The 14414-nt window shown below is 73.2% G+C and carries 15 protein-coding genes; 12 read left to right on the top strand and 3 right to left on the bottom strand.

Annotated elements, in window-relative coordinates:
• Positions 1-83 precede the first annotated feature (83 nt).
• A complete protein-coding gene (locus ACFY0F_RS28635) occupies positions 84-914 on the bottom strand; it encodes a pyrimidine reductase family protein (protein ID WP_388800276.1) in 831 nt (276 codons plus the stop codon).
• 36 nt (positions 915-950) lie between these two features.
• Here ACFY0F_RS28635 and zapE point away from each other — a divergent pair, with 36 nt between their 5' ends.
• The 9 genes from zapE (at position 951) to ACFY0F_RS28590 (ending at position 9618) form a co-directional block, all read left to right on the top strand.
• Complete coding sequence (zapE, locus tag ACFY0F_RS28630) at positions 951-2063, top strand: cell division protein ZapE (RefSeq protein ID WP_388800273.1); 1113 nt, start codon at positions 951-953, stop codon at positions 2061-2063.
• Between the two features lie 185 nt (positions 2064-2248).
• Positions 2249-2644, top strand: coding sequence for a hypothetical protein (locus tag ACFY0F_RS28625; RefSeq protein ID WP_388800270.1), 396 nt, complete (start codon positions 2249-2251; stop codon positions 2642-2644).
• Between the two features lie 80 nt (positions 2645-2724).
• Positions 2725-3306 (top strand): carbonic anhydrase, encoded by a 582-nt coding sequence (locus ACFY0F_RS28620; protein ID WP_388800267.1) that lies wholly within the window; start codon positions 2725-2727, stop codon positions 3304-3306.
• An 8-nt stretch (positions 3307-3314) separates the two neighbouring features.
• Complete coding sequence (locus ACFY0F_RS28615) at positions 3315-4805, top strand: SulP family inorganic anion transporter (RefSeq protein WP_388800264.1); 1491 nt, start codon at positions 3315-3317, stop codon at positions 4803-4805.
• Between the two features lie 186 nt (positions 4806-4991).
• Positions 4992-5837, top strand: coding sequence for a slipin family protein (locus tag ACFY0F_RS28610; protein WP_388800261.1), 846 nt, complete (start codon positions 4992-4994; stop codon positions 5835-5837).
• Positions 5838-5994: 157 nt separating this feature from the next.
• Entirely contained in the window at positions 5995-6873 is an 879-nt protein-coding gene (locus ACFY0F_RS28605) for a PPK2 family polyphosphate kinase (protein ID WP_388800258.1), read from the top strand.
• A gap of 46 nt (positions 6874-6919) precedes the next feature.
• Positions 6920-8440 carry an FAD-dependent oxidoreductase gene (locus ACFY0F_RS28600; protein WP_388800255.1) on the top strand — a complete coding sequence of 507 codons (1521 nt, stop codon included), beginning with the start codon at positions 6920-6922 and terminating at the stop codon, positions 8438-8440.
• Between the two features lie 86 nt (positions 8441-8526).
• On the top strand, positions 8527-9384 hold the full coding sequence (locus ACFY0F_RS28595; RefSeq protein ID WP_388800252.1) for a polysaccharide deacetylase family protein: 858 nt from the start codon (positions 8527-8529) through the stop codon (positions 9382-9384).
• An 18-nt stretch (positions 9385-9402) separates the two neighbouring features.
• Positions 9403-9618: a hypothetical protein gene (locus ACFY0F_RS28590; protein WP_388800248.1), complete on the top strand. Its 216-nt coding sequence runs from the start codon at positions 9403-9405 to the stop codon at positions 9616-9618.
• Here the strand turns inward: ACFY0F_RS28590 and ACFY0F_RS28585 are convergent.
• Positions 9610-10281, bottom strand: a complete 672-nt coding sequence (locus ACFY0F_RS28585; RefSeq protein WP_388800246.1) for an ABC transporter — start codon at positions 10279-10281, stop codon at positions 9610-9612. The two genes, ACFY0F_RS28590 and ACFY0F_RS28585, sit on opposite strands and share 9 nt — an antisense overlap.
• Positions 10278-11180, bottom strand: coding sequence for an ATP-binding cassette domain-containing protein (locus ACFY0F_RS28580; RefSeq protein WP_388800243.1), 903 nt, complete (start codon positions 11178-11180; stop codon positions 10278-10280). The genes ACFY0F_RS28585 and ACFY0F_RS28580 overlap by 4 nt, the downstream gene beginning before the upstream one ends.
• A gap of 79 nt (positions 11181-11259) precedes the next feature.
• Between ACFY0F_RS28580 and ACFY0F_RS28575 the strand changes: the two genes are divergently transcribed.
• From ACFY0F_RS28575 to ACFY0F_RS28565, 3 genes are all read left to right on the top strand, one after another.
• Complete coding sequence (locus ACFY0F_RS28575) at positions 11260-11976, top strand: aminoacyl-tRNA hydrolase (protein ID WP_388800239.1); 717 nt, start codon at positions 11260-11262, stop codon at positions 11974-11976.
• Between the two features lie 182 nt (positions 11977-12158).
• Positions 12159-13469: a DUF692 domain-containing protein gene (locus ACFY0F_RS28570; protein ID WP_388800235.1), complete on the top strand. Its 1311-nt coding sequence runs from the start codon at positions 12159-12161 to the stop codon at positions 13467-13469.
• A 136-nt stretch (positions 13470-13605) separates the two neighbouring features.
• Positions 13606-14382 (top strand): DUF4142 domain-containing protein, encoded by a 777-nt coding sequence (locus ACFY0F_RS28565; RefSeq protein ID WP_388800232.1) that lies wholly within the window; start codon positions 13606-13608, stop codon positions 14380-14382.
• Positions 14383-14414: the final 32 nt, after the last annotated feature.

Below are 14414 nucleotides of genomic sequence, written 5' to 3'. Positions count from 1 at the left end.
CCTTCGCGCAACCGCGGGCCTCTTCCTCCGCGAGCCCCGGCGGGTCCCGCGGAAACCATCCTGCCCCGTGATCGCACGGATTTTCAGGACCGACGGTAGCGACTGAACAGGAATCCGGACTCTTCCAGCAGGGACACCAGCTCGAAGCGCCGGGGCACGGGGACGGACGGTCCCCCGGCGATGCGCTGCGCGTCCCCCGCGGTGAGCATGGGCGAGACGGTAAGGCAGAGCTCGTCGAGCACCTCCGCGGCCACGAGCTGGCCGAGCAGCCGGGGGCCGCCCTCGGTGAGCAGCCGGGTGTGGCCGAGGTCCGCGAGGGCCTGGACGGCACGGGCCGGGTCCACCCCCATCCCGTCGCCCGCCACGACCACCCGGGCGCCCGCCTTCTCCGCGGCGGCGACCCGGTCGGGGGCCGCTGCCGCTCCGGTCAGGACGAGGGTGGGCACCAGGGGCGAGGTGAACAGCGGGAGGGAGAAGTCCAGCTCCAGGCTCGCGGTGACGACCGCGATCGCCGGGGCCGGGCCCTGCCCCGCCGCGGACCGCAGCCCGGCGAACTCCACCCGCTCGCGAGCCGGCCGGTACCCCTCCTGCCGTACCGTTTCCGCACCGACCACGACGACGTCCGCCAGCGCCCGGAGCGTGCCGAAGATCCGCATGTCGGCCGCGCTGGAGATGGGGTGCGAGCGGCCTTCGTGCTGGGCCGCGCCGTCGAGGGTGGACACCATGTTGGCCCGCAGCCACGGCACCCGCCCGCCGGGTGCGGCCGGCTCGGGATAGGCGTAGGCGGCGGCGAGCTCGGCGAGGCTCCACTCACGGTCGGCGTCGGCGCCGGGAGCCTCGTCGGCCCCCTCACGGGCGGCGGCACCGATGCTCTGGTCGGCTGTTTCGTCGGTCACAGGGAACAGGCGTCGCATCCGTGCAGTGTGTCACGGCGCCTAAAGTAGGGAAGCGTGCCTACTTCCACCGCTGCCTCCGGGATCGGCCCCGTGGCCGACGCGGCCCCCCTGTCCCTGTGTGACCGTGAGCCGCACGTCCCCGCGGACCGGCTGGTCGCCGAGATGGTGCCGCCGCCGCGCTTCGACTCGGTGCGCTTCGCCACGTACATCCCGGACCCCGGCCAGCCCAGCCAGATCGAGGCGGTGGGGGTGCTCGAGGACTTCGCGGCCGGGACCGACGGCGCACGCGCGGGAGGCGCCCCCCGCAGGGGTCTGTTCGGCTTCGGCAGGGCCAAGGCCCCCAAGGCCCCGGCCGGCCCGCGCGGCGTCTACCTGGACGGCGGCTACGGCGTGGGCAAGACCCACCTGCTCGCCTCCCTCTGGCACGCCAGCCCGGCCGAGCCGTCCCGCAAGGCGTTCGGCACGTTCGTCGAGCTGACCAACCTGGTCGGCGCGCTCGGCTTCCAGCAGACGGTGCAGACGCTGTCCGGGCACAGCCTGCTGTGCATCGACGAGTTCGAGCTCGACGACCCGGGCGACACGGTCCTGGTGTCCACCCTGCTCGGCAGGCTGGTCGAGGCGGGCGTGGCGCTGGCGGCCACCTCCAACACGCTGCCCGGCAAGCTCGGCGAGGGCCGGTTCGCGGCGGCCGACTTCCTGCGCGAGATCCAGGGGCTGTCGGCTCATTTCCGCACCCTGCGCATCGACGGCGAGGACTACCGCCACCGCGGGCTGCCCGAGGCCCCGGCGCCGTTCTCCGACGAGCAGGTGACCCGGGCCGCGCACGCCACCGAGGGCGCGTCGCTCGACGACTTCCCACGGCTGCTGGACCACCTCGCCCGGGTGCACCCCAGCCGGTACGGCGCGCTGACCGACGGCCTGCGGGCCGTGTGCCTCACCGGCGTGCGCCCGGTCCCCGACCAGTCGACGGCCCTGCGGCTCGTCGTCCTGGCGGACCGGCTCTACGACCGTGAGGTGCCCGTCCTGGCCTCGGGACTGCCGTTCGACCAGCTGTTCAGCGAGGAGATGCTGAACGGCGGCTACCGCAAGAAGTACTTCCGTGCGATATCCCGGCTCACCGCGCTCGCCAGGGACGCCAAGGACCTGGTGCCGGCGGAGCAGGGCTGATACCGCAACAGGACGCGCCGATCAAGGGCCGGTTCAGGCCACGCCACCGGCGCTTTTCACGCTCTCTTCCGCGCGTAACACCGAGTTAACCCAGCAAACATCTCCGTTGGGTTACGGTGCTTCTTGACCATCCATTGACCTAACCTTGGCATGGACCAGAGGCGTGAGACGCGGGAGGGGGGCGCATGTTCCGAGGTAGGACAACCCTGGCCGTGATCTCGCTCCTCGCCACAGCCCTGCTCGCACTGCAGCTCTTCACGCCCGCCGGAACCTTCGCATCCGCGCACACTTTCCATCAGGTGAAGGCCAAGGCCGAGCCCGGAATCAAGTCCTCCTCCAAGCCGGTGCACGACGGTTCCGACACGTTCCGCGACCTGAGTTGCCCCGGGGACCCGGCCGGTCCCCCGCACACCCGCCACCGCCAGCGCACCGCCGCCTGCGGGTGGGCGCAGGAACGACCGCTGCCGACCCGTGAACGGGTGGAGGCGCGGCCGGTGGCCGCCCCCCACGGGACGCACCACCGCACGGCCAGACCCTGGAGATCCCTCTCCCCTGCCGCGCTGCAGGTCTTCCGCTGCTGAGAGCCGGTTGCTGTTTCCCCCACACATCCGTCGTGCAAGCCCGACGCGCCGCCGAAGCGCGCCAGGAGGATCCCACACACATGCAGCAGCCCCTCATCGACAACGCCCGTGCGTTCGGACAGCGCCCTGAGGAGTTCGCCAAGCTCGCCGAAGGCCAGTCCCCGCAGGTCCTGTTCATCACCTGCTCCGATTCCAGGGTCGTCCCGGCCCTGATCACGGGCGCCCGTCCCGGCGAGCTCTTCGAGCTGCGCACCGCGGGCAACATCGTCCCGCCGTACGCCTCGGAGCACCCCTGCAGCGAGGCGGCCACCATCGAGTACGCCGTGGAGGTGCTCGGCGTGAAGGACGTGGTCGTCTGCGGCCACTCCCACTGCGGAGCGGTCGGCGCGCTGGTGCGCGGGGACGACCTCGACGCCGTGCCCGCCGTGCGCGACTGGCTGGCGCACGCCACGCCCCGCCCCAAGGGGGCCGTGGAGGACCCGGCGGTCGCGGAGGGCGTGCAGAGCCACGTCCTCGCCCAGCTGCTGCGGCTGCGCTCGTACCCGTGCGTGGCCGACAAGCTGGCGCAGGGCCGGCTCGCCCTGCACGCCTGGTACTACGAGGTGCACACCGGCGCCGTACGGACGCACCGCCCGCAGACCGACACCTTCGAGTCCCTGTGAGCGCGCCGATGACCAACGTGACCCCCATATCGCCGACGCCCCCGAAGTCCCGGTTCCCGTACCTCAAGCAGGACTTCGCCGCGTCCCTCGTCGTCTTCCTGGTCGCGCTCCCGCTGTGCGTGGGCGTGGCCGTCGCCTCCGGTGTCCCGGCGGAGCTCGGACTCGTCACCGGCATCGTGGGCGGCATCGTCACCGGGCTGATGCGGGGCAGCAGCCTGCAGGTGTCGGGGCCTGCGGCCGGGCTGACCGTGCTGGTCTTCGAGGCGGTGCAGGAGTTCGGGCTGCCCGCGCTCGGCGCCATCGTGCTGGCCACCGGCCTGCTCCAGGTCCTCATGGGCGGGCTGAAGGTCGGCCGCTACTTCAGGGCCATCTCCGTCTCGGTCGTCGAGGGCATGCTCGCCGGCATCGGCCTGGTGCTGATCGCCGGACAGCTGTACCCGGCGCTGGCCGCGAAGGCCCCCGACTCGGGCCTGGGCAAGATAGCCGGGCTGCCCGGGGCGTTCGTCGACTCCCTGGGCAGCAAGGGGGCGCTGGCCTCGTTCGCGCTCTGCGCGGGCACGATTGCCGTGCTGGTGCTGTGGAAGCACATGCCGGCGAAGGTGCGTACGCTGCCGGGTCCGCTCGCCGCGGTCGGCCTCGCCACGCTGGCCGCGCTGGTCCTGTCCCTGCCGGTGGCCACCGTCGAGGTGAAGGGGCTGATCGACTCGATCCAGCCGCCGCCGATGAGCTCCCTCGGGGAGCTGGCGGGCCTCGGGATGCTGGGCACGGTCCTCGCGTTCACGCTGATCGCGTCCGCCGAGTCGCTGTTCAGCGCGGCGGCGGTGGACCGGATGCACGACGGGCCGCGCACGCAGTACGACAAGGAGCTCCTCGCCCAGGGCGTGGGCAACACGATCTGCGGGCTGCTCGGCGCACTGCCGATGACCGCGGTGATCGTGCGCAGCGCGGCGAACGTCCAGGCGGGCGCGCGGACGAAGGCGTCCCGTGTGCTGCACGGCGTGTGGCTGCTGCTGTTCGCGGCGCTGCTGCCGGCGGCGCTCGGCTACATCCCGATCCCGGCCCTCGCGGGCATCCTGATCTACTCGGGCGCCAAGCTGGTTCCCGTCCGGGCGCTCGCCGGCCTGTGGCGCGAGCAGCGTGGCGAGGCGGTGATCCTGAGCGTCACGGCGGTGTCGATCGTGGCGGTCAGCATGTTCGAGGGCGTGCTCATCGGACTGGCGCTGGCCGTCGTCAAGACCGCCTGGGAGTCCTCGCACGTCAAGCTGGATGTCGTCGACAAGGGCGCCGGTCCCGTCGAGGCGTACCTGTCCGGCAACGCGACCTTCCTGCGGCTGCCGAAGATCCTCGACACCCTGGAGGCGCTGCCCCAGGACCGCCCGATCCGGCTGGACCTGTCCGGTCTGCACCATCTCGACCACGCCTGCCGCACAGCCCTGGAGAACTGGGCCGAACGGCACAGCGCGGCGGGCACTGAGCCGGTGCGGCTCATGGCGGCCTAGCCACACCCGGGACGGCCGGCCCGGGACGCGGAAAGCGCGGCCCGGCCCGGCCGGCCACCCCCGCCACCTCACCCCGCCACCCTCACCCTGCCGCCCCGCCCGGTCCCCGGTCGCCCGGGACATGGCCTCCGGACGAACGCGGGCATATCGTTACAAGACGATGCCTCTGGTGTGGAGGAGGTCGTCATGATTCAGGAACTGGTGGGAGCGATCGTCGCAGCCGGCGCCGCGGGTCTGGTGTACCTGGCCGCGGCGGCGCGGGTCGTCAAGCAGTACGAACGCGGCGTGGTCTTCCGGCTCGGCCGGGTCGCCGACGCGCACAGACCACCGGGCTTCACCATGATCGTCCCCGGGGTCGACCGGCTGCGCAAGGTCAACATGCAGATCGTGACGATGCCGGTGCCCGCGCAGGAGGGCATCACCCGCGACAACGTGACCGTGCGGGTGGACGCGGTGGTCTACTTCAAGGTCGTCGATCCGGTGAGCGCGATCATCCGGGTCGAGGACTACCGGTTCGCGGTCTCGCAGATGGCGCAGACCTCCCTGAGGTCCATCATCGGCAAGAGCGATCTCGACGACCTGCTCTCCAACCGCGAGAAACTGAACCAGGGGCTCGAGTTGATGATCGACAGCCCGGCCGTCGAGTGGGGTGTCACGATCGACCGGGTCGAGATCAAGGACGTGTCCCTGCCGGACACGATGAAGCGCTCCATGGCCCGCCAGGCCGAGGCCGACCGGGAACGCCGGGCCAGGATCATCAACGCCGACGCCGAGCTGCAGGCCTCGAAGAAGCTGGCCGAGGCCGCGCAGCAGATGGCCGACACGCCCTCCGCCCTGCAACTGCGGCTGCTGCAGACGGTGATGGCGGTGGCGGCGGAGAAGAACTCCACCCTGGTACTGCCCATCCCGGTGGAACTGCTGCGGTTCCTGGAGAAGGGTTCCCAGGAGACGGGACCCCAGGAGAAGAGCCTCGAGGAGAAGCACGCCCCGCAGCAGACCGGCACCGACGACGTGGTCCTCCGACCGGGATGACGCGGCCGGCGCCACCACGGCCCCCGTCCGGCGCGCCCCGACCGGCCACGCGGCCACGCACCGGCCCGGGACACACGCACCGGCCGCTACGCCCGCCGAGCCGGGGAACCCGGTGACGCGGAGGCGACCGAGGGATGCCGGACGGAAGGGGCGCACGGTGGCGAGGAACGGCAAGGGCAAGGACGAGGACAAGGCGGCCCACCTCCGCGAGCGGCTGCGCCTCCCCGTCGGCCGACCCGTGGACCTCGGCGCGTACGACGCCGCGGCCACCCCCGGCGGCCCCGGTGACAAGGCCGCCGCCAAGGACGCCACCGCGCGGACCGGCAAGCGCTTGGCCGCTCTTCAGGAGCGTCTGTGGGCGGCGGGCGTCCGCGGTGACCGGCGCCGCCTGCTGCTGGTCCTGCAGGGCATGGACACCAGCGGCAAGGGCGGCACAGTCAAGCATGTCGTCAGCCACTTCAACCCCTCCGGCTGTCGGCTCAAGGCCTTCAAGCAGCCGACCGACGAGGAGCGCCGGCACCCCTTCCTCCGGCGCGTCCGCAGGGCGCTGCCCGAGCCGGGTGAGATCGGCGTCTTCGACCGCTCGCACTACGAGGACGTGCTGATCGCCCGGGTGCACGAGCTGGCCCCGAGCACCGAGATCGAGCTGCGCTACCCCCAGATCAACGACTTCGAGCGGACCCTCACCGAGGACGGTGTGACCGTGGTCAAGTGCTTCCTGCACATCTCGTACGAGGAACAGTGCCGCCGGCTGCTCAAACGCCTCGACAACCCGGAGAAGCACTGGAAGTTCGATCCGGCCGACATCGAGGAGCGCGCCAGGTGGCCCGCCTACCAGGAGGCGTACCGGATCGCCCTGGAGCGCTGCTCGACCCGGGACGCTCCCTGGTACCTGATCCCGGCGGACCACAAGTGGTACCGCAACTGGGCGATCAGCCGGCTGTTGCTGGCCCATCTGGAGGAGCTGGACCCGGGGTATCCGGCGGCGGACTTCGATGTGGCCCGGTGCCGGGAGCGGCTGCTGAAGGAGGGGTGACGGCCGGGCCACGGTCAAGTCCGCCGGGGCGGGGTACCCGGCGTCCATGAGCGATCACCGGCACAGCAGCGGTTCGTACTGGCTCCAGACGGCACCGGGCCCGTCCCACCCTGCCCTGACCGATGACGTGGACGTCGACGTGGCCGTGATCGGCGCGGGTGTGGCCGGGCTGAGCACGGCGCACGAGCTGGCCCGGGCCGGGCTCGGCGTGGCGGTGCTGGAGGCACGGCGGGTGGCGGCCGGTGTCACGGGGCACACCACCGCCAAGCTGACCGCCCAGCACACCCTGATCTACGACAGGCTGCGCCGGACCCGGGGAACGGAGGGCGCGCGGCTGTACGCACGCTCGCAGTCGGAGGCGATCGAGCACGCCGCCGCGCTGGTCGGGGAAATGGGCATCGACTGCGACTGGGAGCGCAGGAGCGCCTACACCTTCGTCCGCGACCACGACCGGGTGGAGGAGGTGCGGGCCGAGGCCGAGGCCGCGCGGGAGGCCGGGCTGCCGGCCTCGTTCGTGACCGAGACGGGACTGCCGTTCCCGGTGGCGGGGGCGGTCCGGGTGACCGGGCAGGCGCAGTTCCACCCGCGCAAGTACCTGCTGGCCCTGACCGAGGACCTGCTCGCCCGCGGTGGCCGGGTCTACGAGGACACCACGGTCACCGGCCTGGAGGAGGACGAGCCGTGCCGGCTGACCACCGCCTCGGGCGCCACGGTGACGGCCCGGCACGTCGTGGTCGCCACGCACTACCCGGTCTTCGACCGCGCCCTGCTGTTCACCCGGCTCTCCCCGCGCCGGGAACTCGTCGTCGCCGGAACCCTGGACGCGAGCCAGGACCCCGACGGGATGTACATCACCCCCGAGGAGGACACCCGCTCGGTGCGCACCGCGCCCATGGGCGAGGACGGTCAGCGGCTGCTGGTCGTCACCGGGGAGCACTTCACCCCCGGCACCGGCGACACCGCGGCCCGCTTCGACCGGCTGGAGGCGTGGGCCGGCGAGCACTTCCCCGGCGTGGAGCTCACCCACGCCTGGGCCACCCAGGACAACGAGCCGACCGACACCGTGCCGCTGGTCGGCCCGCTGTATCCCGGTGCCCGGCACACGTACGTCGCCACCGGCTTCAACGGCTGGGGCATGAGCGGCGGAATGATGGCAGGTCTGCTGCTCACCTCGCTGATCACCGGGCGGGACTGCCCGTGGCGGGAGCTGTACGACCCGCGCCGGCTGAAGTCCGCCGTGCGGGAGGCCCCGTCGTTCCTCAGGAACCAGGCGAAGGTGGCCGGGCACTTCATCGGTGACCGGCTGCGCCCGGCGCCGTCCGTCGACGAGATCGGCCCCGGTGAGGGGGCCGTGGTGCACTCCGGGCACGAGCGGCTGGCCGTCCACCGTGACGAGGGCGGCAAGCTGCACGCCCTCTCCGCCCGGTGCACCCACATGGGCTGCCTGGTCGCCTTCAACTCGGCCGAACGGGCCTGGGAATGCCCGTGCCACGGCTCCCGCTTCGACATCGACGGCAAGGTGGTCCAGGGACCGGCGGTCAAGCCGCTGGAACAGCGGGATCTGTGAGGGGGCTGCCGCCGGGCGGGTGACCGCACCGACGAGCCTTCCATGGGATCATCACACAGAGGACCATCCCGCCCTATTTTCGTACGGTGATCAGACCTGTACGACGAATCGCTGCCGTGTGCGCCCTGGGCGCGGCCATCGCCGCCTGCGGCACGACCGGAGCGCCCCACGCCGGTCACCCGGCCCCCGCCGGGCCCGCCCCCGCGAAGCCCGTCCCCTCTGTCACACACCCGCCCACCCTCTCCCCCGGCCCGGGCGGCCTGACTCCGGTCTTCGAGAACGGGCCGCGGACCCGGGGGAAGACGGTCGCGCTCACCTTCGACGCCGACATGACCGCCGACGAGGGGCCGCGCGCGGCGGCGGGCGAGCACTTCGACAACCCGGCGCTGATCGCCACGCTGCGGTCGCTGAAGGTGCCGGCCACCGTGTTCATGACGGGCCGGTGGGCGGACGAGTACCCGGCCGAGGCCCGCTCCCTCGGCCACGACCCGCAGTTCGAGGTCGCCAACCACTCCTACAGCCACTACGCGTTCACCGGGGACTGCTACGGCCTGCCGACCGTCCCCGCGGACCGGATGCGCTCGGAGGTGGAGCGGGCGTACACCGCCATCCGCAGGGCGGGTGTGCCGCATCCGCTGCCGTACTTCCGTTTCCCCGGCGGCTGCTACGACCGGAAGGCACTGCGCGCGCTGGGCGGCCTCGGGGTGACGGCCGTGCAGTGGGACGTGGTGAGCGGCGACGCGTTCGCCACGGACGCGGACGCGGTGGCCCGGCAGGTGCTGGACGGGGTGAAGCCGGGCTCGGTCGTCGTCATGCACTGCACGCGCAGCGCGGCCCCGACGACGGAGCGGGCCGTGCGCACGGTCGTGCCGGAACTGCGCAAGCGGGGCTACCGGTTCGTGAAGGTGTCGGAGCTGATCGGGGCCACGGGCGCCCGGCGCTGACCGGCCTACGCTGGAGGCATGAGCGACACCAGCGACTCCCCCGACAGCGGCTCCCCCGTCGGCGGCTACTGCACGATCGCCGACGCCGCGAAGCCGCCGAAGGCCGCCGGGCCGCCCTACGCCGAGTGCGTGCTGTGCCGGGAGCCGACGGAGTACCCGGAGTCGTACAAGGGCATCACGCTCTGCCCCGTGTGCGAGTGGCAGGAGGCGCAGCGCACGGCCTGCTCAGGGTGAGCGGCGGGCGGTGAGCGCGCAGGCCAGGGCCGAGGCGGCGGTGGCGAGCAGCGCCGCCCCGGCGAGCGGCAGCAGCGGCAGCGGGACGTGGCCGGACTGCGAGCCGGTGACCAGTCCCCGTACCGCCGCCTGCGCCGGGGAGCCGGCCGTCACGAGCAGCAGCAGCGCGGCCAGCAGCATCGCGGGCACCGCGCGGCCGGGCGAGCGCAGCAGCGGCCAGTTGGTGAGGGCGCCGACGGCCGTGCCCAGCAGGGCGCAGGCCAGCACCGCCAGGAGGCCGGCGGCACCTGCTTCGGGACGCGGCACGAGGGCGCGGTGCCCGACGCTCGCGGGATCGCTGATCCAGGTGACGGCCAGGACGGCCACCGTGCCGAGCACCGCCGAGGTGGTCAGGGCGACCAGCAGGCAGGCCAGGTGCGCCCTGCCGGGTCCGGCCGCCGCGGCGACGCAGGTGCGGGCCGCGGGCGGTTCGTTGGTGACGCAGATCCGCACCAGCCAGGCGGCGACCGGCAGCAGGGCGGCGGCGGTGTAGCCGAGCGAGTCGAGCACCGGCTGCCCGCCCTGCACCCCGATGGCCAGGAACGCCGCGTACAGGAGGAACGGCGGCAGCCAGCGCTGGGAGCGCAGCAGCAGGGCGGCCTGGTAGCGCAGGAGGGCGGTCATGGGCGGCTTTCGGTGTCTGGGGCGGGGTCAGGGTCTGGGACGGGGTCGGGGCCGGGGTCGCCGGGGTGCACACCGACGACGTGCCAGGGCGGACGGGCCGTCAGCAGGGCACGCAGCACGACGTCCGAGTGGGAGGCGGGGACGCCGAGCCGGTAGGTGCCGGGCGTCTGCTCCTCGGCCGTGGTGACCGTCCTGGCCACCTCGTCGGGCAGCCGGCCGCCCGGCGGGCCCTGCACGGTGACGAGCTTGTGCGGCCCGGCCGGTACGGTCGCGCGGCCCGTACGGCGGTCGAGGCCGCCGTCGACGACCGCGTAGGTGGCGTCGGCCGCCTCGGCGAGGCGGCGCGGGTCGTGGTCGACGAACACGACGGCGCCTCCCGCCGCCACGCGTTCGGCCACCGCTCGTTCCAGCTCCGCCCGGGCCGCGGTGTCCAGTCCGGTCCACGCCTCGTCGAGGACGAGCAGTTCCGGCTCGGCGAGCAGCGCCTGGGCGACCGCCACCTTCTGGCTGCTGCCCTTGGACAGCCGGTCCATCGGTGTCCGGGCGTGGGAGCCCGCGCCGAAGCGGTCCAGCCATTCGGCCGCCGCGCGGGGTGCCGCCCGGCGGGACAGGCCGTGGACGGTGCCGAGGTGGGTCAGGTATTCGGCGGCGGTGAAGGGGAGGGCCGGCGGGAACCGCTCCGGGACGTAGGCGGTGCGCGGGCGGCCGGAGACCCGGCCCTCGCTGGGGGCGTCGATCCCGGCGAGCAGGCGCAGCAGCGTGGACTTGCCGGTGCCGTTGGCGCCTTCGACGCGGGTGAGGGTCCCCGGCGCCAGGGCCAGGTCGACGCCGCGCAGCACCCAGGGCCCGCGCAGACCGTAGCGGCGGCCCACTTGCTCCAGCAGCACCTCACCTGTCATGGCCGGACATCCTCGCTCCCGCTTCCGCCGTCCGCACGCGCCCGGCGGTACCGATCTTCCGCCTGGCAGACTGGAGGACGTGACCAGCGACCCCGCCGTTCCCGGCGACAGCCCCTTCCGTGCCGAGCGCACCGCGCGCGACGAGGCTCCGCAGTTCGTCCTGCCCCTCGTGGTGCGGCTCGAGAAGACGGCGCCCCCGGCGCGTACCGACGCGCTGGAGACCGCCGCCCGTGCCGTGCTGACGATGCTCGGCGACGAGCGGTCGACGGGGGACGGCGAGTGGGCCGAGGCCATGCGGGACTGGGAGGACGCCCGGATCCGGAAGGTGGTCAGGCGGGCCCGGGGGGCCGAGTGGCGGCGGGCGGAGGCGCTGCCCGGGATCACGGTCACCGGGAAGGCGGCGGAGGTCCGCGTGTTCCCGCCCGTCCCCCTGGACGGCTGGCCCAAGGACCTGGCCAGGCTGCAGGTGTCCGGCACCGAGCTGGACGACCCGGAGCCGCCCGCCGACGCCGATCTGACGGCGCCCGTGCTGTGGCTGAACCCGGAGCTGGAGATGTCCGCGGGCAAGGCGATGGCCCAGGTGGGCCACGGTGCCCAGCTCGCCTGGTGGGAGCTGTCCGACGAGGAGCGGGCCGCCTGGCGCGAGGAGGGCTTCCCGCTCACCGTGCGCACCGCCGCCCCGGCCCTGTGGCCCGAACTGATCGCTTCGGGGCTGCCGTTGGTGCGCGACGCGGGCTTCACGGAGATCGCTCCCGGCTCGTGCACGGTGGTCGCCGACCATCCGGCGCTGCGGTGACCGGGGGGAGGAGACGCAACCCGGAGTTGCCTGACGGGGCGCTCTGCGCGACGTCCGCCGGGCCCCGGCAGGCGCGCCGCTAACCTCAAATGTTGCTCTGAAGGCAGGGGCCGCCGGGTTCGCGGCCCGGTGCCGGGGCCATACCCCCCTCACGCCGGAAGACGGGTGAGAGGGGGCGGGCGATGCAGCGACTGGGCATGGGGATCGGCTGGCGGCCGGAGATCGCGGATGTCGTGGAGGGCATGCCGGGCATCGACTGGGTCGAGGTGGTGGCGGAGAACGTGTGCCCCGGGCACCTCCCCGAGTCGCTGCGCCGGCTGCGCGAGCGCGGGGTGACCGTGGTGCCGCACGGTGTCTCGCTCGGCCTCGGGGGCGCCGACCGGCCCGACGCGGGGCGGCTGACGGCCCTCGCCGAGCGGGCCGCGGCATGCGGCTCCCCGCTGGTCACCGAGCACATCGCGTTCGTCCGTGGGGGCGGTCCGCTGACCGCTTCCCCGCGCCTGGAGGCGGGCCATCTGCTTCCCGTGCCGCGCACCCGGGACGCCCTCGACGTGCTCTGCGAGAACGTGCGCATCGCCCAGGACGCGCTGCCGGTGCCGCTCGCCGTGGAGAACATCGCGGCGCTGATCGCCTGGCCCGGCGAGGAGATGACGGAGGGTCAGTTCCTGTACGAGCTGGCCGACCGGACCGGCGTGCGTCTGCTGATCGACGTGGCGAACCTGCACACCAACCACGTCAACCGGGGCGAGGACCCCGCCGAGGCGCTGGCCGAACTGCCCCTGGAGGCGATCGCGTACGTCCATGTCGCAGGTGGCTTCGAGCGGGACGGGGTCTGGCACGACAGCCACGCCCATCCCGTGCCCGAGCCGGTCCTCGGCATCCTCACCGACCTGGCCTCCCGCGTCGACCCGCCGGGGGTACTCCTGGAGCGGGACGAGAACTTCCCGGAACCGCCCGAGCTGGAGCGGGAGTTGGCGGCGATCCGGGAGGCCGTGGGGAAGGGGCGGTCAACGGGGGCCGCCCCTTCCCCGAAGCCGGCCGAGACCTCCGCGCCGGCACGGCCGGCACCCTCGGACGCGGTTCGCCAGCGCCTCGGCCTCGCCCAGACCGCGATGCTGTCCGCACTCGTGGCCGGGACACCGGTGCCGGAGGGGTTCGACCGGGCGCGGATGCGGGTGCAGGCACGGGCACTCGCGGCGAAGCGGGCCGATGTGGTGGCGAAGGTGGCGCCGGAGCTGCCGGAGATCCTCGGCGAGGGATACCGTGCCGCGTTCCTCGGCTATGCCCAGGGTCAGCCGATGACCGGGGGCTACCGGCAGGACGCGCTGGACTTCGCCGGGCACCTGCTCTGCACGGGGCGGTTCGCGGATCCCCGGAGGCGGAAGGAGTTGCGTGAGTGGTGGCTGGAGCGGTCGGGGCCGGTGCCGCGCTCCAGCCGCCCCGTGGTGCGGGCGGCCCGCGCGGCACGGAGGGTGCTGCTGCGGCAGGCGTGACGGTGTCGCCGACTTCACGTCCGAATTCAGGGTATTTACCATCCTATGCGGTACGGCAGTGACAGAAGATGCGCAGTAATATGCCAACTCCGCACCCCTGGAAGCACTGGTGTGCGGTGCCGCGACAGGAGGTGCCATGCGACCGCGACCCCCCGTCAGGGGACGGGGCATATTCAGCGGCACCGGGATCATCATCTCGGGCCTCACCGCGACGCTGGCGGCGCTGATCTTCCCGGTGTGGTCGTACACCGACCAGCCGAAGGCGACCGGCGCGAGCGTGCTGCAGGCGGACACCTACCTCACACAGTACGGCCCGCTGTCCGCGCAGGACCGCGACTTCATCACGAAGGTGCGGCTGGCCGGACTGTGGGAGCTGCCCGCCGGGGAGCTGGCGCAGGAGAAGGGCACCACCGCGGCCGTACGCACGGCGGGACGGCACCTGGTCGACGGCCACACCTTCCTCGACGAGCGGGTCCGGGACGTCGCCGGCAAGCTGGGCCTCGGACTGCCGAACGAACCCACCGACCAGCAGAAGCAGTGGCTCGACACCCTGAAGTCGGCGCAGGGGGAGGACTTCGACCGCCAGTTCGCCAACATCGTGCGGCTCGCGCACGGCAGGGTGTTCTCGGTGGTCGCCGAGGTGCGCGCCGGTACGCAGAACTCGCTGGTGCGCAGCCTCGCCGACGACGCGAACACCACGGTCCTGGACCACATCCAGGTCCTGGAGGCCACGGGTTACGTGGACTTCGCCGCGCTGGCCCGGGACCTCGCCGCGAGCGGCACGCCCACTCCCCCCGGCTCCGGCCTGCCGAGCGTCGCCACCGGTTCCCCGATCCCGGTCGCCCCGTCCCCGGCACCGAGCTACACGCTCCCGCCGGCCGCCTCCAGCCCGCCGCCGTCCAACGGCTCCTGACCAGCGGGGCGAAGCACAACGTCACATGTCGG

The organism is Streptomyces sp. NPDC001544 (assembly GCF_042894285.1).
Classification (GTDB): domain Bacteria; phylum Actinomycetota; class Actinomycetes; order Streptomycetales; family Streptomycetaceae; genus Streptomyces.
The sequence above is the reverse complement of the archived record's forward strand: the minus strand, read 5'-3'. Positions and strand labels throughout refer to the sequence as shown.